The following is a 23069-nucleotide window of genomic DNA, read 5'->3' on the forward strand; positions in this document are numbered from 1 at the left end:
GCGGGCGTTTATCGCTTACTGTGTTTTCTTCTCCTGACCCATCGGTGGTGCTTATCGGGGCGAATCTCTGAGCTGCCAACTAACCCCCAACACCTGGGAACCATGGTCATCCGGGAGACGACTATGGTCACGGGGGTGTCCATGGGGGAGCGTGCGCAATACGTCCGCCGGTGCAGCGTCGCGAGGCGCCGCACGGTGAGGTCGCGCGCCCGGCTGATCGTGCGGCACACCCCGGACGGGACGATCCTCACCGTACGGCGGCGCGAGGTCACGCCAACGGGTGAAAGGCGCCGGCTCTCGCCGTACTTGATGGTCCTGATCGCGTTGTTGATCATGGTGGGCAGCGTGGCCGCCCTGCGCACCGGCGTGAGCCGCGACCTGGCCCCGCCGACCGGTGACTGCCCGGTCCGCACCTCGGCCGTCACCTCCACCGAGGGGCACACGCTGCGCCTGCGCGCCGAGCCGTCCCGCGGCGGAAGCTCGCTCGTGCACCTGTGCGCCGACCCGTCGACCGGGCCGATCCGGCACTGGACGATCACCGCCTTCCCGGGCGCCACCGAGGTCGCGGCGGTGCAGCCGGTCGGCGAGCGGCTGGCCCTGGCCGTCGTGCCGATGCCATCCGGCCGGCCGCTGGACCTGACCGTCGACCTGATCACCACGGCCGGCGCCTGGCTCCGCTTCTCCTGCGGCCTCAGCGCGCCCGACTGATCGTCACCGCCGGGCCGGCGTGGTTGTCCGCTTCTCGGGCGGGCTCACCGCGGGCCGGCGTGGTTGTCTGTAGGCATGTTTCGCTTCTCGCCGGGCCGCGGCCCCGCCGTCGCCGCGCAGGGAATGGTCGCCAGCAGCCAGACGCCGGCGACCCTGGCCGGACTCGAGATGCTCCGGGCCGGTGGGTCGGCGGCCGACGCGGCGATCGCGGCGGCCGCGGTCTGCTGCGTGGCCGAGCCGATGTCCACCGGGATCGGCGGGGACGCCTTCGCCATCGTCTGGGACGGGAACGAGGCCACCGGGCTCGACGCGGCCGGCCCGGCGCCACGCGAGGCGAGTCCGCTGCCGGTGCCGGTGCGCGGGCCGAACGCGGTGGACGTTCCCGGGGCGGTGCGCGGCTGGGCGGCGCTGAGCGAGCGGTACGGGCGGCTCGGCCTGGACACCTGCCTGCGCCCGGCGATCGACCTGGCCGAACGTGGGGTCGCGGCCGGCTTCCACTGCGCCGACGCGTGGCGGACCACGGAACACGCGCCCAAGGAGTTCGGCGCCGCGCCGAGGACGGGTGAGGTCTACCGGCTGCCGGAACTCGGCGCCACACTGCGGGCGATCGCCGAGGGCGGTCCGGACGCGTTCTACCGGGGGCGGGTCGCGGCCGCCATCGCCGGGGCGAGCTGGCTCACCGAGGGTGACCTGGAGGCGTACCGGCCACGCTGGGTGGATCCGATGCGCGTCACCTACCGCGGTGTCGAGGTTCTGGAACTGCCGCCGCCGACCCAGGGGGTGGTCGCCCTGGAGGCGCTCGCGCTGCTCGGCGGCCCCGGCTTCGACGAGCAGGTCCGGGCCGTCGCGCTCGCCCTCGAAGATGCTTTCGCGTACGTCCGGGACGACGCCGACGTGGCCCACCTGCTGTCACCGGAGCACCTCGCCGCGCGTACCCGGGAAACCGCGCGACTGGCCCGCGAACCGCAAGGTGGCACCGTCTATCTCTGCACGCTCGACGCGGACGGCATGGCCGTGTCGTTCATCCAGAGCCTGTACGAGAACTTCGGCTCGGGCATCGTCGCGCCCGGCACCGGCGTGGTGCTGAACAACCGGGCCGAGGGCTTCGGGGTGGCCGGCGAGGTCACGCCGGGCAAGCGGCCGTATCACACGCTGATGCCGGGCCTGCTGCTCGAACACGGACGGCTGCGCGGCCCGTTCGGCATCATGGGCGGCTTCATCCAGGCCCAGGCGCACGTCCAGTACGTGACGTCGGTGGTCGACGACGGCCTCGATCCGCAGGCGGCGCTGGACCGGCCGCGGTTCCGGATCGAGCCCGGCGGCGTACGGCTGGAGGAGGGCCACTGGCCGCGGGCCGAGAGCCTGCGCGCGGCCGGGCTGACCGTGATCGAGGATCCCGACCGGGGCATCTTCGGCGGCGGTCAGGCGATCGAGATCCGGGACGGCCGCATCCTGGGCGGCTCCGACCCGCGCAAGGACGGCATGGCCGCCGGCTGGTGATCTTGTCGTGCGATTTCGCGCGCGCACCGCCGCCGCCCGTCGCTGAGGTTGCCTGACGTACGTCGGGAGGCTTACCTTCTGGGAGCGCTCCCATCGATGTACGTGAAAGGACCGCCCGTGAGACAACCCGCTCGTACGGCCATCCTGGCGACCGTCCTCGCCTGTGCCGGAGCCGTCCTGACCAGCGGGGTCGCCGAAGCCGGCACCCTGACCGGTGAGTTCTACCGCGAGCCCGACACGCCCGTCGCCCGCTGGGTGGCGGCCAACCCGGGCGACGCGCGCACCGCCGCCATCCGGGACCGGATCGCCTCCCAGCCGGCGTCGCATTGGCTCTCGAACTTCAACCTCAACACCATCGAGACCGAGGTCGACGGGTACGTGGACGCCGCCTCCGCCGCCGGCAAGGTGCCCGTCCTCACGCTCTACGGCATCCCGAACCGCGACTGCGGCGGCGCCAGCGCGGGCGGGGCGCCGGACCTGGCCACGTACCAGACCTGGGTGAACCTGATCGCCCGCGGCCTGGCCGGGCGCACCACCGTGATCATCCTCGAGCCCGACTCGATCGCGTTGCAGACCTGCCTCAGCGCGAGCGAGATCACGGCCCGCGACCAGGCGTTGCACACGGCCACGAGGACGCTGCGCGGGGCCGGCGGCAAGGTCTACCTGGACGCCGGGCACTCCACCTGGAACTCCGCCACCGAACAGGCGAACCGGCTGATCGCGGCCGGGATCGCGGACGCCGACGGCTTCTACAGCAACGCGTCGAACTTCAACTCGACGGCCAACGAGGCCGCCTTCGGCCGGGCGGTCATCGCGGCCCTGAACAGCCGCGGCGTCACCGGCAAGCGGCAGGTCATCGATACCAGCCGCAACGGCGGCGCGGCCGGCGACTGGTGCGGCGACGACAACACCGACCGGCGCGTCGGCCCGGCGCCGACCACGGCCACCGGGAGCGCCGACATCGACGCGTACGTGTGGATCAAGCCGCCCGGCGAGGCCGACGGATGCCGGTACGCGGCCGGCTCCTTCCAGCCCGACCTGGCCTTCAGCCTGGCCGGTTCGTCCTCGTCGCCGCCGCCCACGCCGGGCGCCTGCGCCGCGACCTACGAGACCACGTCGACCTGGAACGGCGGCTTCCAGGGCCAGGTCACGGTGACCGCGGGCAGCACCGCGCTGACCGGCTGGCGGGTCACCTGGACGCTCGGCAGTGGACAGTCGATCGGCCAGGTCTGGGGCGGTCGCCTGTCGGCGTCCGGTTCGGCGGTCACCGTCACGAACGAGTCGTGGAACGGCGCCCTCCGGCCCGGCGCCACGGCCCAGTTCGGGTTCGTCGCCACCGGGCCCACGTCGAGCCCGGCGCTCAGTTGCTCGTGAGGATGCAGTCGACCTGCTCGGCGTGACCGACGGTCGACCCATGCGGCGCGTCCTCGGACTGAGGATCGCCGCATGGGTATGCAGTGGGTCACCCGGTGGGGTGGGGCGCGACGAACGTGCCGCGCCCCACCACGGTCGTCACCAGACCGCGCTCGCGGAGCAGTTGGATCGACTTGCGCGCGGTGCCGCGGGCGACGCCGTATTCCTGCACCAGCCGATTCTCGGAGGGGATCGGCCGGTTCGGTAGGAGCTCACCCGACTCGATGCGTGTCTGAACCGCGTCCGCCACCTGCACATACAGCGGCACGGGCCCGTCATGGTCGATCACCCGGCGAACATCTCACGCCCAGGCCGACCGTGGTCGACAAAGGGGAGCCATGGTGAACCATGGACAGGCGGGGTGAACCGCGGTAGGTTCGATGGTGCGCCGCAACCGCATTGGCCGGTTGCCAGCCACGCCCGGCGTCCTCAATGGACGCCGGGGCGGTGGCTCTGGTTAGCGCAACATCCGTCGGCGCAGCCGCTTCCGGTTGTCGGTCTTCCACAGCAGGCGTCGCCGCGCCAGGCGTCGCGGCCCTCCTTGACCGCCACGGCGGCGATGACCAGGGCGGCGATCGGGTCGGCCCAGGTCCAGCCGAACAGCGCGTTCAGGCCGAGACCGACGAGCAGGACCGCCGACAGGTACGTGCAGAGCAGCGTCTGCTTCGAGTCGGCGACCGCGGTGCGGGAGCCGAGCTCACGGCCGGCCCGGCGCTGGGCGTAGGACAGGCCCGGCATCACCGCGAGCGACACCGCGGCCAGGGCGATCCCGGCGTACGAGTGATCGGCCTCGGCGCCGCCGGCCAGGGTGCGCACCGAATCGACCGCGACGTAGGCGGCCAGCGCGAAGAACGAGACCGCGATGATCCGCAGAGCCGTCTTCTCCCGGGCTTCCGGGTCGTGACCGGCGAACTGCCAGGCGACCGCGGCCGCCGACGACACCTCGATGACCGAGTCGAGGCCGAAGCCGATCAGCGCGGTCGAGCCCGCGGCCCGCCCGGCGCCGATCGCGATCACCGCCTCGACGACGTTGTAAGCGATCGTGGCCGCGACCAGCAACCGGATGCGGCGGGCCAGCACCGCCCGCCGGGCCTCACCGGGCCCCGCGGGCGTCAGGGGGATCAGCGGCAGGCTCATCAGCAGCAGCCCTGGCCGGCGGAGTCGGGGCACGCCGCCGGGTCGACCGCGAGGACCAGCCCGAGCAGGTCGTCGAGCGCGTGCCGGATCCGGACGTCGGCCAGCTCGTACCGGGTGCGGCGGCCCTCGGGCGCGGCCACCACCAGGCCGCACCCGCGCAGGCAGGCCAGGTGGTTGGAGAGGCTCTGCCGGCTCACGCCGAGCAGGTCGGCCAGCTCGGCGGGATAACCGGGCGCATCGCGCAGGGCGAGCAGCAGCCGCGCCCGGGTCGCGTCGGAGAGCGCGTGCCCGAACCGCGCCAGAACCTGCCCGTACGTCGCCGTCTCCACCCGGCCGACAGTACAGCGCACGATGTACCGAGAGAAGGGGCCAGCCGTCGTGATCGGCCACGGTCGGCGTCATCGTTGCCGGGCCAGAACGCGGCGGGCGGCGACGATCGTGACCGCGACCAGCGTGGCGAACACCGGCCCGGTCGCGGTGTGCGCGACCGCGAGCACCGCGGTGTCGCCACGGCCGTAGAAGACGACCTGCACGGCGGCGTTGACGCTGTTGATGCCGATGGCCGTGGCGGTGGCGGTCAGGTGAACCCGGCGCAGGGCCCGGTGGTGGTGCCAGTCGCGGGGACCGCCGGTGACCCGGTTGAGGATCACGGCCCGGCCAACCGCCGGGCCTTCCGCACCCTCCTGCGCATCGGCTCTCGCGTGCCGGCCCTCCGGCGCAAGATGTTCGGCCCGGTCGTCAGCCCAGCTCCTCGGCCAGCCCGACGATGATGCCTTCCGGCCCCCGGACGTAGCAGAGCCGATAGACGTCCTCGAACCGCTCCACGTCGCCCACCAGCTCGGCGCCGTGCGCGCGCAGCCGGGCGAGGACGTCGTCGATGTCGTCGACGGCGAACATGACGCGCCGGAGGCCCAGCGTGTTCGTCGGAGCGTCGGCCGGCTCGGACCTGATCGCCTTCGGCGTATGGAACCTCGCCAGCTCGATCCGGCCGGGGCCGCCCGGGATCCGCAGCATGGCGACGTCCTGCCGCACGTCATGCACGCCGATCACCCGCTCCACCCATCGTCCTTCGACCGGGCCTCGGCCCTCCAGCTCCATGCCGAGCTCGACGAAGAACGCGATGACAGCGTCGATGTCCTCGACAACGATGAGAACGTTGTCCATCCGTTTGACGGCCATGCTCTGCCTCCCTGGCGTGGTGCGGCCGAAGTGGCCGCTCCATCCCTGGGACGAAGCCACCGGCCCGTTCTCGACATGCGGCGGAGGCGGAGCCGATCGTCTACTGAGCCAGCAGCGATCCCGAGCGTTCGACGGCCAGGTGGGGGTGGCGGCTGCCCACGGCCACGTCGCGCCAGAAGCGTTGCAGGGGATTGCTCATGCGGAAGCCGCTCGAGCCGTGCAGGTCGAGCATCAGGTCGGCCGCGGCGCGGCAGTCGCGGGCGGCGTCGGCCAGGTCGACGTGCAGGCGGACGTCGTCGTCGGGGGTCAGGGGCGGTCGGCGTCGATCTCGGTGGCGATGCCGAGCATGGTGCGGTCGGCGCGCTGCGCCAGGTGGGTGGCTTCGGTCAGCCAGTGCCGTGCGCCGGGGGAGCCGCCCATTCTGGCGTACGCGCTCATGAAGGGTTTGCGGCCGGAGGCGAACATCCGGGTGATCGTGTCGAGGGCGCCGAACGTGGCGCCGACCACGGGGGCGAGCACGGTGAGCCCGAAGAGCAGCATGGCGGCCAGCGTGTCGATCATGACTCCACCCCAGCACCGCGGGCGCGGCGGTGCCATGCGCGTTCCGCCCGATTTCATACGCGTCGCTACCATGCGGTCGATGGACATGATCACCGCGGCGATCGGCAGCGCCCGGATCGGCCGGGCCAACGGCCGCCGCATCCGGCAGTCCGGCGCCTGGGGCGTGCGGTTCCCGCCGGTCGCCGCGCTCGGCTTCCACGTCCTGCTCAGCGGCGAGGGCTGGCTGATCACCGCGGCCCAGGAGCCGGCCCGGGTACGCGCGGGCGACATCGTCTTCACGGCCGCCGGCACCGATCACGGGCTGGCCCACGCCCCGTGCCGCCTGGGTGACCTGCTGCCGATCGAGCTGGGTGAGTTCCCGCCGGCCGACGGGCCGTGCGACTGCGAGTTCCTCTGCGCCGCGTACGCCATGGACCCCGGCCGCGCCCCGGCCCAGCTGCGCCACCTGCCCGGCGTGACCGCCCTGACCCCGGACGGCGACCCGGGCCTGCGGGCGGTCGTCGAGATGTTGCGCGCCGACCTCACGTCGCCCGGGCCCGGCACCGAGGCCGGCCGCTCGGCCCTGCTCGACCTGATGATCGTCCACATCCTCCGCCAGCTGCGGGCCGACTGGCCGCTGTCCGCCGTGGCCCGGCGCGTCGGCTACGCGACCGAGTTCGCCTTCGCCGCCGCCTTCCGCCGCCGCTACGGGGTTCCGCCGGGGCGTTTCCGCAGTTCAGCGGCCTGAATTCGGGTCGCCGAACGGGTGACGCAGCGCGACCGCCCGACCCCGGAAAGCTGTCCCGCCGGTACCGCCGAGTACTGAGAGGACTCGATGTATCGTCCTGCGGGTGACTGATCCGCTGCGCCCGGGTGATCCGGCCGAGCTCGGCGGCTACCGGCTGCTCGGCCGGCTCGGCCAGGGCGGCATGGGCGCCGTCTACCTCGGTCAGGGCGCCGACGGGCGGCTGGTCGCGGTCAAGGTCATCCGGCCCGAGTACGCTTCCGACCCCGAGTTCCGCGGCCGGTTCCGCAGCGAGGTGAACCGGGCCCGGCAGGTGCCACACTTCTGCACGGCCGAGGTGCTCGACGCCGACCCCGACCACCCGACGCCCTACCTGGTGGTCGAGTACGTCGACGGGCCCAGCCTGGCCAAGGTGATCGCCGACCAGGGCCCGCTCACGGCCGGCAACCTGCACAGCGTGGCCGTCGGGGTGGCCACCGCGCTGGCCGCCATCCACGCCGCCGGCGTGATCCACCGCGACCTCAAGCCGGCCAACGTGCTGTTCGCGCTGGGCACGCCGAAGGTGATCGACTTCGGTATCGCCCGGGCGTTCGAGGTGACCAGCCAACATACGCGTACGGACCAGATGGTCGGCACGGTCGCCTACATGGCCCCGGAGCGCTTCGACACCGACCACCGCACGCCGGTGGGCCCGGCCGCCGACGTGTTCGCGTGGGGCGCCGTGGTCACGTACGCGGGCATCGGCCGCACCCCGTTCCAGGCCGACTCGCCCGCCGCCACCGCAGCGCGCATCCTGACCCAGCCGCCGGAGCTGACCGGGCTGCCCGCCTCGCTCCAGCCGGTGGTGGCCCGCACCCTGGCCAAGGACCCGCGCGAGCGGCCCAGCGCCCACGAACTGCTCGACCTGCTGCTCGACGTCGACCCGAGCGAGGCCACCCAGGTGGTACGCCCGGAGCTGCTGCGGGTGGCCCAGGAGGCGCGCCGGCGCACCCGGCCGGTCAACAAGCTCCGCCGCGCGCTGGTGGCCGCCGCCGCGGTGCTGGCCCTGGTGGCCGGCGGCCTGCTCGCCGCGCATTCCTTCGCGCCGCAGATCTCCGAGGCGCTGGGCGCCGAGCCGGCCGCCCTGCGGAGCGACACCGCGGTCCTGGCGCCGTCGCCGACACCGGCCAGGAGCCGGGTGATCCGAGGCCCGTCGATCTTCGACCGGCTCGACCGGCCGGGGCAGTGGCGGACCAGCCGGCAGGCCGCCGGCCGGTGCGAGTTCGCGAACGACCGGCTCGAGGCAAGCACCGGCGACTCGAACTGGTTCGCCTGCCCCGGGCCGGCGGACACCTTCGCCGGGGACCAGTCGGTGGCCCTGGACGTGTCGATCCTCGGTCGCGGCGCCTGCGCGGCCGTCTGGTTCCGGGTGGTCGAGGACAACGGGTACCAGGTGCTGGTCTGCCCGGCCGAGGTGCGGGCCGGCCTGGACAGCGGCGGTGAGGTCACCGGCGAGGTCAAGGCCGCGATCCCGGCGGTCGAGCTGGGCCACGCGCGCCGGATCGAGATCACCGTGACCGGTCAGCAGGCGTCGGTGTACGTGGACGGCATCGTCAAGCTCACCTTCCCGGTCGACGAGCCGTTGCTGGCCGCCGGGCGGGTCGAGCTGGGCCCGTACAACGACGACCTCGATAGCGGCGACCCCTTCAAGGTCGCCTTCGCCAACGTGGAGGTACGGACGCTGTGAAGCGTGCCCTGGTCGCTCTCGCCCTCGTCGCCCTGGCCGGCGGTTGTGGCACCGCCACACCCGGCGGCGCGCCGGCCGGCCCACCACCGTCCGCGGCGGCCCCGAGCAGCGCGCCGCCCAAGAGCGCCGCGCCGGCGAGCAGCAAGGCCGCCCCGGCCTTCGCCGACCTCACCCAGGGCAGCGCGAAGACCGTGGTCAAGATGTACTCGTTCGACGCCGACAACTCGGCCGCGGTGGTCGAGCCGATCGACTTCAAGACCGCTGTGTGCGCGGCCGACGCCCCGGACTGCAACCGGGAGTGGGACACCGAGGACAGCCGCAGCAAGGTCACCGTGCCGCTGGCCGAGAAGCCGAAGTACTTCACCTGGCAGGACGACAACGGCGATGTCTGCCTGAAGAAGCCGGAGGACGGCGGCACCTGCCCGATGAAGGAGAAGGCGTTCGCCGACTGGATCAAGGAGAACCCGGGCGAGATGGTCGCGATCACCACCGACAACGGCGAGATCGTCCGGGCGGCCCTGGTCTACGTGCCCTGAACCGCGGCGCGGACGGTCTCGATCGAGGCGGCCACGTCGTCGGCGTTCGTGGCCCAGTTGCTCACCGAGATGCGGGTGACGGCCCGGCCGCGCCACCGGGAACCCGACATCCACACCGTGCCCGAAGTTACCAACTGGTCGGTAAGAGCGTGGGTGGCGTCGTCGTCGGCCATCGCGAAGCAGACCTGGGTGAACGCGACGTCGTTGAGGATCTCGACGCCGGGCAGGGCGCCGATGCCCTCGGCCAGCGCCCGAGCATTGGCCACCAGACCGTCGACCAGTTCGGCCACGCCGTCGCGGCCGAGCGACCGCAGCACCGCCCACACCGGCACACCGCGGGCGCGGCGGGAGAACTCCGGGGTGACCTCGACCGGGTCGGGCGGGCCGGCCGCGTCGGCCGCGTTGATCATGTACGCGGCCCGGACCCCCATGGCGGTACGCAGCGCCTCCGGGCGGGTCACGATCGCGACGCCGCAGTCGTACGGGACGTTGAGCGTCTTGTGCGCGTCGGTGGCCAGCGAGTCGGCGGCGGCGACCCCGGCGGTCAGGTGGCGCAGCGCCGGTGAGGCGGCGGCCCAGAGGCCGAACGCGCCGTCCACATGCACCCAGGCGCCGCGCGAGTGGGCCAGCTCGATGGCCGGCCCGAAGTCGTCGAAGGCGCCGGAGTGCAGGTTGCCGGCCTGCAGGCAGACGATCACCGGGCGGTCGCCGGCCCGGTCCAGCGCCTCGGTGAGCGCGTCGACCCGGATCCGGCCCTGCTCGTCGGCGGCGACCGCGGTCGGCCGCCCGAGCCCGAGGTAGCGCAGGGCCAGGTCGATCGTGTCGTGCCGTTCCGCGCCGACCAGGACGCGCAGCGGCGGCGCCCCGATCAGGCCGTCCGCGGCCAGGTCCCAGCCCCGGTCGGCGAGCACCTGGTGGCGGCCGGCGGCCAGCCCGGTGAAGTTGGCCATGGTCGCGCCGGTCACGAAGCCGACCGCCGACCGGGACGGGAGTCCGAGCAGGTCGAGCAGCCAGTCGCCGGCCACCGCCTCCAGCGCGGCGGTGGCCGGGGTGACCGCCCGCAGGGCCGTGTTCTGGTCCCAGGCGCTGGTCAGCCAGTCGGCGCCGAGCGCGGCCGGGTGCACCCCGCCGATCACCCAGCCGTAGAACCGGCCGGAGTTCATGCCCATCAGGCCCGGCTCGGCGGTCTCGGCCAGCAGGTCGAGCACCGTGGCCGGGTCGGTCGGTCCGGCGGGGAGATCGGCGAAGGCCGCCGTCAACGAGTCGAAGGAGGCCCGGGGCGGGATGGGCCGCGTGTTGCGCTGCGCGAGCCACTCACGCGCGTGCTGCGAGGCGATCTCTAATGCGTCCACTCCGGCACGATACGAGGGCGCTCGAGGCCGTAGTGCTCGCGCAGCGTGTTTCCCGAGTATTCGGTCCGGAAGAGTCCCCGCTCCTGGAGGATCGGCACGACCTCGTCGACGCGAGCTGACGCAGCGCGTACTCGGGTTTGATCAGCCGGTCGAGCTCCTCCTCCAGCGCGAGCGCCTCCGCGGGTGTCGCGCCGATCGCCGGGACGATGCCGGGCAGGATCTTCACGGTGTCCGGGTCGCGCCCATTCATTAAAACGGAACGTTTGAGGTCGGCGTAGAAGGCCTGCGCCTCCTCGAGCGTCTGCTGCGCGGTGAACACCGCGTCGGCGTACCGGGCGGCCAGCTCCTTGCCGTCGGCCGACGACCCGGCCTGGACCAGCAGCGGGTGGCCCTGGGGCGAGCGTGGCACGTTGAGCGCCCCGGCCACCTTGAAGAACCGGCCCACGTGCGACGGCGGGTGCACCTTGGTGTCGTCGCCCCAGACGCCGGAGTCCTTGTCGCCCAGCGGCGCGTCGTCCTCCCAGCTGTCCCAGAGCTTGCGGGCCACGTCGATGAACTCGGCCGCCCGCTCGTACCGGTCGCGGTGCGACGGCAGCTCGTCCAGGTTGAAGTTGCGGGCCGCGTCCACCCCGGCCGTGGTGACCACGTTCCAGCCGGCCCGGCCGTCGCTGATGTGGTCGAGCGACGCGAACCGGCGGGCCAGGTTGTACGGCTCGTTGTAGGTGGTCGAGGCGGTGGCGATCAGCCCGATGTGCTCGGTGGCGCCGGCCAGCGCGGTCAGCAGCACGGTCGGCTCCAGGCCACCGGCCGGACGGCGGCCGATGCTGTTCCAGAGCACCGGGCTGTCGGCCAGGAACAGCGAGTCGAGCTTGCCGCGCTCGGCGATCCGGGCCAGCTCCACGTAGTGCCGGACGTCCACGTGCGCGAACGGGTCGCTCTCGGGCAGCCGCCACGCCGCCTCGTGGTGCCCGACGGTCATCAGGAAGGCGTTCAGGTGAAGCTTTCTTCTCGAAGAGCTCATGCGGTCACTCCCAGGGCGCGAAGCAGAAGATCACGAACATCAGGAACGGCCGGGCGTACGTCCAGAGCGATCCGCCCGGCGTCCAGCACCACGATCCGGTCGGCCAGCGCGATCGCCTCGTCGACGTCGTGCGTGACCAGCAGGACCGTGGGCGTGTGCCGGCGGCAGAGGTCGCGCAGCAGGCCGTGCATCTTGAGCCGGGTCAGCGCGTCCAGCGCGCCGAACGGCTCGTCGGCCAGCAGCAGTTGCGGCGCGCCGACCAGCGACCGGGCCAGCGCCACCCGCTGCTGCTCGCCGCCGGAGAGCTGGTTGGGCCAGGCGCGTTCGCGCCCGCTGAGACCGACCTCGGCCAGGGCGTCGATCCCGCGGGTACGCGCGTCCGGCGCCCGATGGCCGAGGATGACGTTGTCCAGCACCCGGCGCCAGGGCAGCAGCCGCGAGTCCTGGAAGACGACCGACACCCGCGACGGGATGCGCAGCCCGCCGTCGCCCTCCACGTCGTAGTCCAGCCCGGCCAGGGCCCGCAGCAGCGTGCTCTTGCCCGAGCCGCTGCGCCCGAGCAGGGCCACGAACTCGCCGTCGACGATGCTCAGGTCGAGCCGGTCGAGCACCACGTGCTCGCCGAAGCGCCGGGTCAGGGTTTGGATTTCGACCGCCGAGGTCAGCTGGTCAGCGTGCGGCGCCATGAGAGCACCCTCCGTTCCAGAAGCCGGAGCAGGGTGTCGGACACGAACCCGAAGACGCCGTAGACCAGCAGGCCGACCACGATGACGTCGGTCTGCGCGTACAACTGGGCCTGCGACATCATGTAGCCGACGCCGCTGAGCGCGTTGATCTGCTCCACGGTGATCAGGATCAGCCAGGAGAACGTCACCGACAGGCGCAGGCCGACGAAGAAGCCGGGCAGCGCGCCGGGGAACACGACGTGCCGCAGGAACTCCCACCGGGTGTAGTTCTGCACCTCGGCGAGCTCGACGTAGCGGTGGTCGATGCCGGTCAGCCCGGCGTACACCTGCACGTACATGTAGACCGCGGCGGCCAGGGCGATGGTCACCACCTTGAACGTCTCGCCGATGCCGAGCCAGAGGATCAGCAGCGGGACCAGGCCGATGGTGGGGATGGCCCGCTTGATCTGGACCGGCCCGTCGATGATCGACTCGCCGATCCGGCTGATCCCGGACGCGACCGCCAGCGCGGTTCCGGCGGCGCCGCCGATGACGAAGCCGAGCGCCGCGCGCTGCAGCGACGCGAGGATGTTCTGCTGGAGGTCGCCGGAGACGATCAGGTCGGCGGCGGTGCTGAACACGGTCCACGGCGCGGAGAGCATCCGGGGGTCGAGCAGGCCGGTCGCCGAGGCGATCGACCAGATCACGATCAGCAGCAGCGGGCCGGCGGCCCGGCCGTACGGGATGGGCCGGCCGGGGCCGAGCCGCCGGCGGCGGATGGGCCCGGCCGCCACCGGGGGAGCGGTGGCGGCACGGGACGACGTGGTCAGGGTCATGGCGTCACTCCCGGTACTCGGCCGGCACGGACTCGGCCGCGATCTTCTCGAACCGGCGGTCGAACAGGTCGGCGGCCTTGATCGGCTTGATGAACCCGCCCTCGACCAGCAGGTCAGCCGACTCCTTCTGCCAGGCGATCGCCTTGTCCCAACTGGTCGGGAAGATCGGCTTGTCCTGGACCGCCTCGATGCGTTTGCCGTCGTCGGCGGTCACCTTCTGGTCCTTGACGTAGTAGGCGTCGATCCAGGCCGGCTGGTTCTTGAACTGCCAGACCTCGGACCGCGCCCAGAACGGGATGAACGAGCGGATCGCCGCCGCCTTGGCCGCGTCGGCGAGCACCTCGGCGGGCGCCCAGAGGATGGTCAGGTAGTCGACGGCGGTCATCGGGATGCCCTTGGCGCCGTCCTTGGCGTACTCGCTGAGGTATTTGGTCAGGACTGGCTCGCTCAACGGGGCCACATCGACCTGCTTGCTCTGCAGCGCGACCAGGAACTTCGTGCTCGGCAGGGCGACCAGTTCCACGTCCTTGGGGGTCAGGCCCTGTTCCTTGAGCGTGCGCAGCACCACGACGCCCTGGGCCTGGCCCTGGGAGAAGCCGATCTTCTTGCCGCGCAGGTCGGTGACGGCGTTGATCGCGGCGCCGGGCGCGGTGGCGTACGTGTAGAGGGGTTTCTGTTTGGTCTGGACCGCGACGATCCGGGCCTCCACGTTGATCGCCGCGGCCTGGATGGGCGGGATGCCGGCGTTGGAGGCGAGGTCGATCGAGCGGGCCCGGAAGCCCTGGATGATGTCGGGGCCGGCCGATAGATTGGGCCAGTCGGTCACCTGGAACGGCAGCTTGCCGATCTCGCCCGAGGCCTGCAGCGCCACCTGCGTCGGGTGGATCGCGATGGCGAGCTTGGTGCCCGGCGGGACGGCGCTGGGCAGGGGCGCGGCGGCGGCCAGTCCGTCCCCGGCCGCGGCCTCGCCGCAGCCGGCCAGGCCGAGCGTCGATGCCCCGAGAAGGCCAAGCAGCAGAGTACGTCGCTGGACGGTCGGTGTGGTCATGCTGGTAACCTATAACACCTACCGGCTTAATAGGTTATACGAGTTGTTCAAGGAGATCGATGTGACGACCCTGGTGGTGTCCGGGAACCCGCGGCCCGGCTCGCGCACGCTGAAGCTCGCCGTCGCGGTCGGCGAGGCCCTGTCCGAGACCCCGGTCACCGTGATCGACGTCGGCGAGATCGGCGCCGGCCTTCTCACCCCGGGCGACGAGGCCACCGCCGCCGCCGTCGAGGCGCTGCTGGAGGCGAGCCTGCTCGTGGTGGCCACGCCGACGTACAAGGGCTCGTACACCGGCGTCCTGAAGGTGCTGCTCGACAACCTCCAGGCGAACGCGCTGGCCGGCAAGACCGCGGTGCCGGTGCTCACGGCCGGCGTCCAGCCGCAGGCCGACGCCGCCGCCGGACACCTGACCGCGCTGCTCACCGAGCTCGGGGCGACCCTCGGCCCGACCGTGACCGCGACCGAGGCCGAGCTGGGCGACATCCCGGCTATCGCCGCTCGCGCAGCAGCGGCAGCAGCGATCCCTGGCGCTTGATCTCGGGGAGGTAGGGCGGGGCCGGAGGGGCACCGACCTCTGCCCTCCCGGCACGCTCTCGACCAGCGACAATGACGAGATGAAGGCGCGATCGCAGGCCGCACCGGGCAGTCGCCCGGCCCCCGTCCAGGCCGATCGGCCGCGGCGCGCCACGGCCGTGCCGCCCGAACTCATCCCCGGCGCCCAGAAGTCCGCGCTCGACCGCGTCATCGACCTCCAGCGCACCGTGGGCAACCAGGCCGTCGTGCAGCTCGCCAAGGCCAAGGCGGCCGCCCCCGCCGCGGTCACGCCGGCCGAGCTCAGCACCCTCGGCACGGCCATCGCGAAGGCGGCCCACGACATCGTCGGCACGCCCGCCGCGGCCGGCCTCTTCGGCGTCATCACCAAACAGGTCAACCGGAAGAAGCCCCGGGCGACCGCCCCGAAGCACAAGCCGGACGACCCGATGGCCGGCCTCTACACCGAGCTGTACTCGAAGGACACCGTGGCGCTGCTCGCCCGGCTCAGCCAGAAGCAGCGCCTCGAGGTGGTCAACGGCCTGCTCGACGCGCTCATCCCCCAGCTGGGCGCGGCCGACAAGACCACCGGGGCGGTGACCGCGCCGGACGCGCCGATCGCCAACGACACCGCCGCCGCGGCCGAGGAGGCCTCGGTCAGCAAGCAGATCCGGAACAACTGCGAGGGCGGCTGGGTCAACGTGCGGCGGACCATCCTGGCCACCTTCGGCGCGCTCGAGGTCGGCCCGGACAAGGCGATCGGCCGGGCCAACGACTTCTACGACAAGATGGTGAGATCGGAGCTGCTCGGGGTCAAGGGCAGCCTGGTCCACCCCGACATGCAGGCCGCGCTCGACGCCGCGACCACCTGGATCAAGGCGCAGCCCGGCGTCGACGTCGAGGCGGTGAAGACCGGCATGGGCAAGCCAGGCGGCTTCTGGATCCGGCCCAACCGGAACAACCCGCTCGCCCTCAGCGAGCACAGCTTCGGCTTCGCCATCGACCTCAACGCGTCGATGAACCCCAACATCGGCAAGAAGGGCGGGCTCGACGCGGTCAAGGACGCGACCGGCGTCGACCCGGGCCGGCAGGAGGACGACGGCCTGAACGCCGCGGGCGTGCAGAAGGTCGCGGCGGCCCTCCACCAGGCCAGCGCCGACTACGTCGCGACGATGACCGAGGAGCCGAAGTTCACCGCCCGCGTGCGGCAGATCGCCGATGGCGTACGCACGGCCGACAAGCTGACCGGCCTCGACGACACCGCCGCCGGGGCCCTGAGCACCCTGCTCCGCGAGGGCAAGAAGGCGCCGGGCGCCGACGCGGTCCTCACCGCCGCCTTCGGTCCGGGGGCCGAGACCCCCGCGCGCAAGACGGCCGTGGCGTCGCTGCTGCGCCTGTCCAAGGCCTGGCGGGCGGCCAACCCGGCGTCCGGAAAGCGGCCGAAACCGGCCACCGAGGGCACCGTCGGCTCGGTCGCCGCGAACGGCTTCCTGAGCCTCCAGCCGCTGCTCGTGGCCGGTCTCTCCGGCACCGACGCCGGTAACCTCAACTGGCTCGGCTGCAGTTCCGTGCACGACTACATGCACTTCGAGCTGGAGAAGGGCACCAAGCCGGCGCTGTTCTGACAGGTTTCGACGGCTCCAGGCGGGTACCCGCTGCGCCATGAAACAGGAGACCGACGAGGTCACGGTGGTCGTCGCCACGCGGAACCGCAGGCAGCGGCTGCTCGAGACGCTGCCCCGGCACGCTGCCCCGGTGATCGTGGTCGACAACGGGTCGACCGACGGCAGCGTCGAGGCCATCCGGAAGACGTTCCCGCACGTCACCGTGATGCGGCTGGGCGCGAACCGGGGTGCGGCGGCCCGCAACGCCGGGGCCGCGATGGCCGACACGCCGTACGTGGCCTTCGCCGACGACGACTCGTACTGGGCGCCCGGCTCGCTGCGGGAGGCCGCGTCGGTGCTGCGCGATCACCCCCGGACCGGGTTGATCACCGGCCGGGTGGTCGTCGGGCCGGAGAAACGGGCCGATGCGATCTCCGAGGCGATGGCCGCGGCGCCGCTGGGCGCCGCCCGTTCCGCCCCCGGGCCCGCGGTGCTCGGCTTTCTCGCGTGCGCCGCGGTGGTGCGGCGCGACGCGTTCCTCGCGGTCGGCGGTTTCGCGCCCGAACTGCTGATCTACGGCGAGGAGGACCTCCTGGCGATGGACCTCGCGGCGCACGGCTGGCAGCTGAGCTACACGCCCCGGCTCGAGGTGCGCCACCTGCCGCAGGCCCAGGGCCGGGATCCGCGGGCACGCCGCCGGCTGGAGGCGCGGAACCGGCTGCTGGTGGCCCTGTTGCGCCGCCCGCCGGCCGAGGTCAGCCGGGCGGTCACGGCGGCCTGGCGCGCCGACCCGGCCGCGCTCCTGGCGACCCTGCCCCGCCTCGGCTGGGCGCTGCGTGGCCGCCGGCGGCTGCCCGCCCACGTGGAAGCCGGCCTGACCCGCCTCGATCTGGCCCGGACACCCGCCTGATCGTGTCCAGCGGCGCGGCGTCGACCTCGACCCGCAGCGCGGCGGCCAGCAGGGCATACCTATCCGGTCGGCCGGTCCGCCGGGGCGCTGAGCCCGAGCGACGTACGGAGGAAATCCAGCTCGAACCGCCACAGGTTCTTGGCCACGGCGCCCATGTGGGAGGCGCCGGACAGCGGCAGGAGGGCGTGCGGGCGCCCGGCCGCGAGCAGGGCCGCGGACAGCTTCATCGAGTGCACCGGAAGCACGTTGTCGTCGACCATGCCGTGGACCAGCAGCAGCGGGCGGCGCAGGTTCGGGGCATCGGCGATCAGCGAGCCCCGCGCGTACGCCTCCGGGTTCTCGTCCGGCAGGCCCAGCGTGCGCTCCTGCCAGTGCGAGCTGTAGAGCAACAGGTCGGTGACCGGGGCGCCGGCCACGGCCGCGTGGAACACATCGGGGCGGCGCAGCACCGCCAGCGCGGCCAGGTAACCGCCGGCCGACCAGCCGCGGATGGCGACCTTGGTCAGGTCGAGGTCGCCGAACCGTTCGGCCGCCGCGTGCAGGGCGTCGACCTGGTCGGTCAGGCGCGGGGCGGCGTGGTCCCCGCGGCGGGCCCGTTCCCAGCGCGGGCCCCGGCCCGGTGTGCCCCGGCCGTCGGCCACGACCACCGCGAAGCCCTGGTCGGCGAACCACTGCGAGGCCCAGTAGCGATTGCGGGCCACCTCGGCCTTCTGGCCGGCCGACCCGCCGTACGGGTCCATCAGCACCGGGAGCCGCACCGAACCCGGCTCGTGCCCGGTCGGGAAGAGCACGGCCGCCCGCAGTTCACGCTCACCCAGCGTGACGATCTGTGGCCGGGGCCGGATCGGCGGCTCGGCGGCGACGCTCCGCAGCTCGTGCCCGTCGACGGTCACTCGGGCCCCGTCGAGGTCGGCCGTCTCGATCACGGTCACCCGCTCGGTGCGACGGCCGCTGTGCACGCCCGGCGCGGTGGTGAGCCGGACCAGGCCTCCGGCCCGCGACCAGGTCCACAGCTGGCGCTCGGTCGGCTCCTCCCGGCCCGCGAACAGCACGGTGTCACCGTCGGCGGACAGCACCTCATCCAGTTGGAGGCCGGGCGGCGTGACCGGTTCGCCGCCGACGGTCAGCCGCCGGGTGTCGCCGTCGTCCACGCTCCAGACGAGCTGTCCCGATCCGGTCCGCGCCGGCACACCGTCGACGATCGTGGTCCAGTGCGGATCGGTGTTCTCGGCCGTCCTTTCGGTCGCGCCGGACTTCGGCTCGACCTCCAGCACCCGCATCACGGTCTGCCGCCGGTTCTGCACCGCGATCAGCGGGCCGTGCTCGTCCCACCCGGCGCGGGTCACGTACTCGAATTCGGCCCGATCCCACTCGACCTCCACGCGGCCGCCGTCCAGGCCGAGGATGTGCAGGGTGACGTCGGCGTTCGGGGTGCCGGCGGCCGGGTAGCGCAGGGCCACCGCGGGCTTCTCCGGGTGGGCCGGGTCGGCGATGTGCCAGACCTGCACCGGCTCGTTGTCCACCCGGGCGGCCAGCAGCCGGGTGCCGTCCGGCGCCCACCAGTAGCCCTCGTACCGGCCCATCGACTCGGCCGCCTCGTGTTCCGGCAGGCCCCAGGTCACCTCCGGGCTCTCGTCCCCGGCCAGCACGCGCCGGCCGGCTCCGTCGCGGCCGATCACGTGCAGGGCGCCGTCGCAGACGTAGGCGATCGTCCGGCCGGTCGGGTCGATCCGGGCCTCGGCGGCCGGCTCCTCGGCGTCCAGGGCGGTGACCTCGCCGGTCGCCACGTCGGCGGCGAACAGGCTGCCGTTCAGGGCGAAGACCGCGGTGTGTACGCCGGCGTCCGTACCGAAGGAACCGATGCCGGCCGACCGGTCCCGCATCCGCTCCCGTCGCGCCCGTTCCTGCTCGGACATCGGGGCGCCCGGCCCGGCGTCCAGCGCGGCCGCGTCCACCAGCAGCGTTTCGGTCCTGGTGGCGACGTCATAGGACCACAGATGGTGTACGCGGTCCGTGCCGCCCTTCGACCGCAGGAACAGGACCCGCGAACCGTCCGGGGCGATCCGGACGTGGCGGGCGCGGCCCAGCGAAAAGCCCTGCGTCTCGGCGACGAGATCGGGAAAGGTCATGGCGTCACGTTAATCCGTTGCCGTGGCCGCCCGTGGCTCCTACCGTGGAGATCACCAAACACGGCAACGACCAAGGAGAACCTCCGATGATGTGGCCCGCACCCACCACCTCGCCCCGGCGCGGTTGTTCCCATCGGTGGCTTGACTAGCCCGGCACAGCCCGCTGGTCGGCCGCCGCTTCCGAACCCGGAACGGCGGTTCTTTTTTGTTCGTTGACAAGTCCACAGTGGTTAGTCATCTGCGGCTGTAGCTCAGCTGGGAGAGCGCCACCTCGCCATGGTGGAGGTCGCCGGTTCGATCCCGGTCAGCCGCTCCTTGTTCACGATCCACGACGTTTCAGCATTCCGCGGACGGTTCCGCATTCCACGGACGTTTCAGCATTTCACGAAGGGAGAAGCGGGTGAGCGACGTGCTCGTCCTCAACGCCGACCTCGGCCCGCTGCACCGGGTCAGTCTGCGGCACGCCGTCCGCATGCTCGTCCGGGAGGTCGCCGAGGTCCACGAGGCCCGGCCCGACCGGGTGATCGGCGTCTGGCCCGTACCGACCGTGGTCCGGCTGGTCAGCTATGTGGTGACGCGCTGGCGGCACAGCCGGGGGCCGGCCTGGTCCCGGGGCGGTGTGCTGGCCCGGGACCGCGGGCGGTGCGCCTACTGCGGGCGGCTCGCGACCACCATCGACCACGTGCTGCCGCGCTCGCGCGGTGGCGGCAACACCTGGCTCAACACCGTGGCCGCCTGTGGCGGCTGCAACCAGCGCAAGGGCGACCGTACGCCGGTCGAGGCGCGTATGCCCCTACGGACCGTACCCGCGGTCCCGACCTGGGCCACGCTGCCGCCGCGCTGAAGGGATCGGCCGGCGGGGGGACTTCGCCACCCCCGCCGGCCGTCCGTGTCGCCGTAGCTCAGTCGGTGAGAGCGCCGCTTTCATACAGCGGAGGTCGGTGGTTCGAACCCACCCGGCGATACTGCGGGACGTGGCGCAGCTTGGTAGCGCACCGGTCTGGGGGACCGGGGGTCGCCGGTTCGAATCCGGCCGTCCCGACGCAGTCGGTCGTGCACCCAGGCGCGACCCACCGGGACAACCCGGAACCGGGCGCGAGGAGGTCTCCCCGCGCTCACGCCGGGCCCCGCCGGTGATCACCATTCCGTCCGGCGTACCCATCGCCGTCGGATCTTGGTTTGCTCGGAGACGCCAGCCGATGGGCGCCGGCCACCGCCTCGAAAGCGGTCGGGGGTAACTCCCGTGGGCGTTCGACTCGCCCCGTCTCCGCTCGTTGTCCGGCCCGTATGGCTCAGTGGAAGAGCGTCCCCTTCACACGGGGAAGGTCCCAGGTTCGAACCCTGGTGCGGGCACCCTGCCGAAGTTCACGAAAACTGAAGGCTCGTCGGCGTGAACTTCGGGATGCTCAACGCCTCTGGCCAGGCCCAGATTCTGACGTTCGTCGGGAGAAATGCACCTGTCAGCGGATCAGCGCCGCTCACACGGAGACAGCGCCGGAGGCGAGCCGCGCACTTATCTGCGGCAGGTCCGTGCGTCGGCATAGGTGACAGTTGGTCAAGCCCGGTGAGGGCTGAGACGATGTCGCCGTGACTAGACCGGCCATAGAAGTAGTTGACTACGATCCCGCTTGGGTAGACCTCGCGGCGATCGCCATCATTGAGCTCCGGTCTGTGCTGCATGGGACTACGCCTGAGATCGAGCACATCGGGTCCACCGCTGTGCCGGGCCTCGCGGCCAAACCCACCATCGACCTCATGGCAGCCGTCGACAGGCTGGACCTCGTTGAGGAGCATGAAAACGAGCTGGCGGATCTTGGGTACTGCCGGCACTTCAACGGAATGGCGGACAGACTGCTCTTTGTGCGCAGTGCAGAAGAACGACGCACCCACATCCTTCACGTGGTCACGCTCGACACCTGGGCGACTCGCAACCAGCGGCTGCTGCGCGACTACCTCCGCGATCACCCGCGAGACGTTGAGCGCTACGCCCGGCTGAAGAAGACGCTCGCCGCCGCCAGCATCCATCCCGGCGATTACGCGAAGGCCAAGACTGATCTTATCCAGGAGCTGACCGACCGGGCACGGGCCGAGCTCGGCCTGCCGTCGGTGCCAGTGTGGGAGAAGGCGAGCCGGTCAGACAGCTGAACCCATCCTCCACCGAACGCATGCTTCTGAGCGGCTTGCGCACCAGTGGAGACTGCGGGTCTGGCGTGGCCATCTCGTCTCGCCATCCGCGGAACAGCGTGTGTCGACCTCCGCGTCGGTCGGCGGGATACGGAGCTGGATGTCAGTGCGGCCGCGGGGCGTGTTGACCTCGTCCAGCGGACGCTCCACCACGCTGCCGGTCAGCTGGTAGATATCGGCCTTGTCGCGCAGCTCCAAGAAGTCGTCCCGGATGGTCCCGTCGACCATCCCGGCGCTCGCCCGTGCGAACACGAACTTCGGTCACCCCGCCCTCGTAGCTCAGGGGAAAGAGCGCGGCGTTCCGAACGCCGAGGTCGCTGGTTCGATTCCAGCCGGGGGCACGACCGCATGCCCGAGTGGCCAGGGAACCGTCTGCAACACGGTGTACGCCGGTTCGAATCCGGCTGCGGTTTCGACCACGCCCCGTCACCCGCCGAGGGGACAGGACGTGACATTTGCCGTCCAATCCGACAGGCTTCGCGACATGGCACAGCGTCGTTGGCTCATCACTGGCTGCTCGTCGGGTCTGGGCCGGGCCCTGGCCGAACGCCTGGCCGCGGAGGGTGAACAGGTCCTCGCGACCGCGCGCGACGCCGCGAGTCTGGCCGCGCTGACCGACCTCGGGCTGCTCACCGCCTCGCTCGATGTCCGGGACGACGCGCAGTGTGCGGAGGCCGTGGCGCTCGCCACGGACCGCCTCGGCGGGTTGGACGTCCTGGTCAACAACGCCGGCTACGGCCAGTTCGGCGCGGTCGAGGAAGTCGGCGACGACCAGCTGGCCGAGCAGTTCGACACCAACGTGTACGGGCCGTGGCGGCTGCTGCGGCACGCGCTGCCGGTGTGGCGCGCCCAGGGCGGCGGCCATGCGATCTTCTCGTCGTCGGTGTCCGGAACGGTGGCGTTCCCCGGCCTGTCCGCCTACACGGCGAGCAAGTTCGCGCTGGAGGGACTCGCCGAGGCGCTGGCGGCCGAGGCCGGCCAGTTCGGGGTGAAGGTGACCATCCTCCAGCTCGGCGGGTTCGCCACCGCGTACGGATCGAACCTGCGCCTGCCCCGCAACCCGATCACGGCCTACCAGCCGCTGGTCGGCGGCATGCTCGACGCGGTGCGCGGGCTGACCGAGAGCGACATCGTGAGCCCGCCGAGCCTGTTCGCCGACACCGTGCGCCGCGTCGCCGACCTGCCGGAGCCACCGCTGCGCGTCCCGGTCGGCCCGGCCGCGTTCAGCTTCATCGAACCCGCTCTGAAGGCGCGGCTGGCCGCCTTCGACCAGGCCCGGGACGGCGCGACGGCCCCCGTGTGATC

Annotated in this window: 24 protein-coding genes, 7 tRNA genes and 1 pseudogene; 19 read left to right on the plus strand and 13 right to left on the minus strand. The window is 72.3% G+C overall.

Annotation, left to right across the window (positions count from 1 at the left end):
• Positions 1–195: 195 nt before the first annotated feature.
• From AB0M54_RS36640 to AB0M54_RS36650, 3 genes are all read left to right on the plus strand, one after another.
• Positions 196–708, plus strand: a complete 513-nt coding sequence (locus tag AB0M54_RS36640; RefSeq protein ID WP_364332727.1) for a hypothetical protein — start codon at positions 196–198, stop codon at positions 706–708.
• 75 nt (positions 709–783) lie between these two features.
• Positions 784–2208: a gamma-glutamyltransferase gene (locus AB0M54_RS36645; RefSeq protein WP_364476453.1), complete on the plus strand. Its 1425-nt coding sequence runs from the start codon at positions 784–786 to the stop codon at positions 2206–2208.
• Between the two features lie 117 nt (positions 2209–2325).
• Complete coding sequence (locus AB0M54_RS36650; RefSeq protein ID WP_364332721.1) at positions 2326–3582, plus strand: glycoside hydrolase family 6 protein; 1257 nt, start codon at positions 2326–2328, stop codon at positions 3580–3582.
• An 88-nt stretch (positions 3583–3670) separates the two neighbouring features.
• Here the strand turns inward: AB0M54_RS36650 and AB0M54_RS36655 are convergent, their stop codons facing one another.
• From AB0M54_RS36655 to AB0M54_RS36685, 7 genes and pseudogenes are all read right to left on the minus strand, one after another.
• Positions 3671–3910, minus strand: coding sequence for a GntR family transcriptional regulator (locus AB0M54_RS36655; RefSeq protein ID WP_364476455.1), 240 nt, complete (start codon positions 3908–3910; stop codon positions 3671–3673).
• 140 nt (positions 3911–4050) lie between these two features.
• Positions 4051–4758: a cation transporter gene (locus AB0M54_RS36660; RefSeq protein WP_364476457.1), complete on the minus strand. Its 708-nt coding sequence runs from the start codon at positions 4756–4758 to the stop codon at positions 4051–4053.
• Positions 4758–5087: a metalloregulator ArsR/SmtB family transcription factor gene (locus tag AB0M54_RS36665; protein ID WP_364476459.1), complete on the minus strand. Its 330-nt coding sequence runs from the start codon at positions 5085–5087 to the stop codon at positions 4758–4760. The genes AB0M54_RS36660 and AB0M54_RS36665 overlap by 1 nt, the downstream gene beginning before the upstream one ends.
• 69 nt (positions 5088–5156) lie before the next feature.
• A complete protein-coding gene (locus AB0M54_RS36670; protein WP_364476461.1) occupies positions 5157–5408 on the minus strand; it encodes a DUF3159 domain-containing protein in 252 nt (83 codons plus the stop codon).
• Between the two features lie 88 nt (positions 5409–5496).
• Positions 5497–5937 carry a VOC family protein gene (locus tag AB0M54_RS36675; RefSeq protein ID WP_364332706.1) on the minus strand — a complete coding sequence of 147 codons (441 nt, stop codon included), beginning with the start codon at positions 5935–5937 and terminating at the stop codon, positions 5497–5499.
• 199 nt (positions 5938–6136) lie between these two features.
• Positions 6137–6331 (minus strand): annotated as a pseudogene (locus tag AB0M54_RS36680) (hypothetical protein); the annotation flags it as partial.
• Complete coding sequence (locus tag AB0M54_RS36685) at positions 6244–6498, minus strand: hypothetical protein (protein ID WP_364476569.1); 255 nt, start codon at positions 6496–6498, stop codon at positions 6244–6246. The gene AB0M54_RS36685 and the pseudogene AB0M54_RS36680, both read right to left, overlap by 88 nt.
• Positions 6499–6577: 79 nt before the next feature.
• Here AB0M54_RS36685 and AB0M54_RS36690 point away from each other — a divergent pair, with 79 nt between their 5' ends.
• The 3 genes from AB0M54_RS36690 (at position 6578) to AB0M54_RS36700 (ending at position 9484) form a co-directional block, all read left to right on the plus strand.
• The gene (locus AB0M54_RS36690) at positions 6578–7225 is read left to right on the plus strand and encodes a cupin domain-containing protein (protein WP_364476463.1); all 648 of its coding nucleotides are present in this window, start codon (positions 6578–6580) and stop codon (positions 7223–7225) included.
• Positions 7226–7328: 103 nt separating this feature from the next.
• On the plus strand, positions 7329–8948 hold the full coding sequence (locus tag AB0M54_RS36695) for a serine/threonine-protein kinase (protein ID WP_364476465.1): 1620 nt from the start codon (positions 7329–7331) through the stop codon (positions 8946–8948).
• Positions 8945–9484 (plus strand): hypothetical protein, encoded by a 540-nt coding sequence (locus tag AB0M54_RS36700; RefSeq protein ID WP_364332695.1) that lies wholly within the window; start codon positions 8945–8947, stop codon positions 9482–9484. Before AB0M54_RS36695 ends, AB0M54_RS36700 begins: the two co-directional genes overlap by 4 nt.
• On the opposite strand, the gene AB0M54_RS36705 is transcribed toward AB0M54_RS36700, so the two are convergent.
• Genes AB0M54_RS36705 through AB0M54_RS36725 form a run of 5 tightly spaced genes read right to left on the minus strand, consistent with a single transcriptional unit; the run spans position 9472 to position 14406 of the window.
• Complete coding sequence (locus AB0M54_RS36705; protein ID WP_364476467.1) at positions 9472–10836, minus strand: aminotransferase class V-fold PLP-dependent enzyme; 1365 nt, start codon at positions 10834–10836, stop codon at positions 9472–9474. The genes AB0M54_RS36700 and AB0M54_RS36705 overlap by 13 nt on opposite strands.
• Positions 10799–11857, minus strand: a complete 1059-nt coding sequence (locus AB0M54_RS36710) for an NtaA/DmoA family FMN-dependent monooxygenase (protein WP_364476469.1) — start codon at positions 11855–11857, stop codon at positions 10799–10801. Before AB0M54_RS36710 ends, AB0M54_RS36705 begins: the two co-directional genes overlap by 38 nt.
• Positions 11854–12543: an ABC transporter ATP-binding protein gene (locus AB0M54_RS36715; protein WP_364332686.1), complete on the minus strand. Its 690-nt coding sequence runs from the start codon at positions 12541–12543 to the stop codon at positions 11854–11856. The genes AB0M54_RS36710 and AB0M54_RS36715 overlap by 4 nt, the downstream gene beginning before the upstream one ends.
• The gene (locus AB0M54_RS36720) at positions 12519–13358 is read right to left on the minus strand and encodes an ABC transporter permease (RefSeq protein ID WP_364332683.1); all 840 of its coding nucleotides are present in this window, start codon (positions 13356–13358) and stop codon (positions 12519–12521) included. The genes AB0M54_RS36715 and AB0M54_RS36720 overlap by 25 nt, the downstream gene beginning before the upstream one ends.
• 4 nt (positions 13359–13362) lie before the next feature.
• Positions 13363–14406, minus strand: coding sequence for an ABC transporter substrate-binding protein (locus tag AB0M54_RS36725; RefSeq protein WP_364332680.1), 1044 nt, complete (start codon positions 14404–14406; stop codon positions 13363–13365).
• Between AB0M54_RS36725 and AB0M54_RS36730 the strand changes: the two genes are divergently transcribed.
• From AB0M54_RS36730 to AB0M54_RS36740, 3 genes are all read left to right on the plus strand, one after another.
• Positions 14405–14941, plus strand: coding sequence for an NAD(P)H-dependent oxidoreductase (locus tag AB0M54_RS36730; RefSeq protein ID WP_364476471.1), 537 nt, complete (start codon positions 14405–14407; stop codon positions 14939–14941). The genes AB0M54_RS36725 and AB0M54_RS36730 overlap by 2 nt on opposite strands.
• A 79-nt stretch (positions 14942–15020) precedes the next feature.
• Complete coding sequence (locus tag AB0M54_RS36735; protein ID WP_364476473.1) at positions 15021–16562, plus strand: hypothetical protein; 1542 nt, start codon at positions 15021–15023, stop codon at positions 16560–16562.
• Between the two features lie 37 nt (positions 16563–16599).
• Positions 16600–17451 carry a glycosyltransferase gene (locus tag AB0M54_RS36740; RefSeq protein WP_364332671.1) on the plus strand — a complete coding sequence of 284 codons (852 nt, stop codon included), beginning with the start codon at positions 16600–16602 and terminating at the stop codon, positions 17449–17451.
• A gap of 59 nt (positions 17452–17510) precedes the next feature.
• On the opposite strand, the gene AB0M54_RS36745 is transcribed toward AB0M54_RS36740, so the two are convergent.
• Positions 17511–19580, minus strand: a complete 2070-nt coding sequence (locus AB0M54_RS36745) for a prolyl oligopeptidase family serine peptidase (RefSeq protein ID WP_364476475.1) — start codon at positions 19578–19580, stop codon at positions 17511–17513.
• A gap of 240 nt (positions 19581–19820) precedes the next feature.
• Here AB0M54_RS36745 and AB0M54_RS36750 point away from each other — a divergent pair.
• The 10 genes from AB0M54_RS36750 (at position 19821) to AB0M54_RS36795 (ending at position 23067) form a co-directional block, all read left to right on the plus strand.
• Positions 19821–19893: transfer RNA gene (locus AB0M54_RS36750), tRNA-Gly, on the plus strand.
• An 87-nt stretch (positions 19894–19980) separates the two neighbouring features.
• Complete coding sequence (locus AB0M54_RS36755) at positions 19981–20424, plus strand: HNH endonuclease (RefSeq protein WP_364476477.1); 444 nt, start codon at positions 19981–19983, stop codon at positions 20422–20424.
• 47 nt (positions 20425–20471) lie between these two features.
• Positions 20472–20545: transfer RNA gene (locus tag AB0M54_RS36760), tRNA-Met, on the plus strand.
• Between the two features lie 3 nt (positions 20546–20548).
• A tRNA-Pro gene (locus tag AB0M54_RS36765) sits at positions 20549–20622 on the plus strand.
• Between the two features lie 143 nt (positions 20623–20765).
• Positions 20766–20850: transfer RNA gene (locus AB0M54_RS36770), tRNA-Ser, on the plus strand.
• Positions 20851–20861: 11 nt separating this feature from the next.
• Positions 20862–20933 (plus strand) — tRNA-Val (locus AB0M54_RS36775).
• Between the two features lie 234 nt (positions 20934–21167).
• Positions 21168–21725, plus strand: a complete 558-nt coding sequence (locus AB0M54_RS36780; RefSeq protein ID WP_364332663.1) for a GrpB family protein — start codon at positions 21168–21170, stop codon at positions 21723–21725.
• Positions 21726–22032: 307 nt separating this feature from the next.
• Positions 22033–22105, plus strand: a tRNA-Arg gene (locus AB0M54_RS36785).
• Position 22106: 1 nt separating this feature from the next.
• Positions 22107–22177, plus strand: a tRNA-Cys gene (locus AB0M54_RS36790).
• A gap of 71 nt (positions 22178–22248) precedes the next feature.
• The gene (locus AB0M54_RS36795; RefSeq protein ID WP_364332661.1) at positions 22249–23067 is read left to right on the plus strand and encodes an SDR family oxidoreductase; all 819 of its coding nucleotides are present in this window, start codon (positions 22249–22251) and stop codon (positions 23065–23067) included.
• Positions 23068–23069 lie beyond the last annotated feature (2 nt).

The organism is Actinoplanes sp. NPDC051470 (assembly GCF_040682035.1).
In the GTDB taxonomy this organism is placed as follows: domain Bacteria; phylum Actinomycetota; class Actinomycetes; order Mycobacteriales; family Micromonosporaceae; genus Actinoplanes.

Coding starts and splice junctions, on each gene's coding strand:
- AB0M54_RS36690 (WP_364476463.1), top strand. CDS start 6,578: ATGGACATGATCACCGCGGCGATCGGCAGCGCCCGGATCGGCCGGGCC.
- AB0M54_RS36710 (WP_364476469.1), bottom strand. CDS start 11,857: ATGAGCTCTTCGAGAAGAAAGCTTCACCTGAACGCCTTCCTGATGACC.
- AB0M54_RS36675 (WP_364332706.1), bottom strand. CDS start 5,937: ATGGCCGTCAAACGGATGGACAACGTTCTCATCGTTGTCGAGGACATC.
- AB0M54_RS36740 (WP_364332671.1), top strand. CDS start 16,600: ATGAAACAGGAGACCGACGAGGTCACGGTGGTCGTCGCCACGCGGAAC.
- AB0M54_RS36795 (WP_364332661.1), top strand. CDS start 22,249: ATGGCACAGCGTCGTTGGCTCATCACTGGCTGCTCGTCGGGTCTGGGC.
- AB0M54_RS36725 (WP_364332680.1), bottom strand. CDS start 14,406: ATGACCACACCGACCGTCCAGCGACGTACTCTGCTGCTTGGCCTTCTC.
- AB0M54_RS36745 (WP_364476475.1), bottom strand. CDS start 19,580: ATGACCTTTCCCGATCTCGTCGCCGAGACGCAGGGCTTTTCGCTGGGC.
- AB0M54_RS36660 (WP_364476457.1), bottom strand. CDS start 4,758: ATGAGCCTGCCGCTGATCCCCCTGACGCCCGCGGGGCCCGGTGAGGCC.
- AB0M54_RS36685 (WP_364476569.1), bottom strand. CDS start 6,498: ATGATCGACACGCTGGCCGCCATGCTGCTCTTCGGGCTCACCGTGCTC.
- AB0M54_RS36735 (WP_364476473.1), top strand. CDS start 15,021: ATGAAGGCGCGATCGCAGGCCGCACCGGGCAGTCGCCCGGCCCCCGTC.
- AB0M54_RS36715 (WP_364332686.1), bottom strand. CDS start 12,543: ATGGCGCCGCACGCTGACCAGCTGACCTCGGCGGTCGAAATCCAAACC.
- AB0M54_RS36645 (WP_364476453.1), top strand. CDS start 784: ATGTTTCGCTTCTCGCCGGGCCGCGGCCCCGCCGTCGCCGCGCAGGGA.
- AB0M54_RS36730 (WP_364476471.1), top strand. CDS start 14,405: ATGCTGGTAACCTATAACACCTACCGGCTTAATAGGTTATACGAGTTG.
- AB0M54_RS36720 (WP_364332683.1), bottom strand. CDS start 13,358: ATGACCCTGACCACGTCGTCCCGTGCCGCCACCGCTCCCCCGGTGGCG.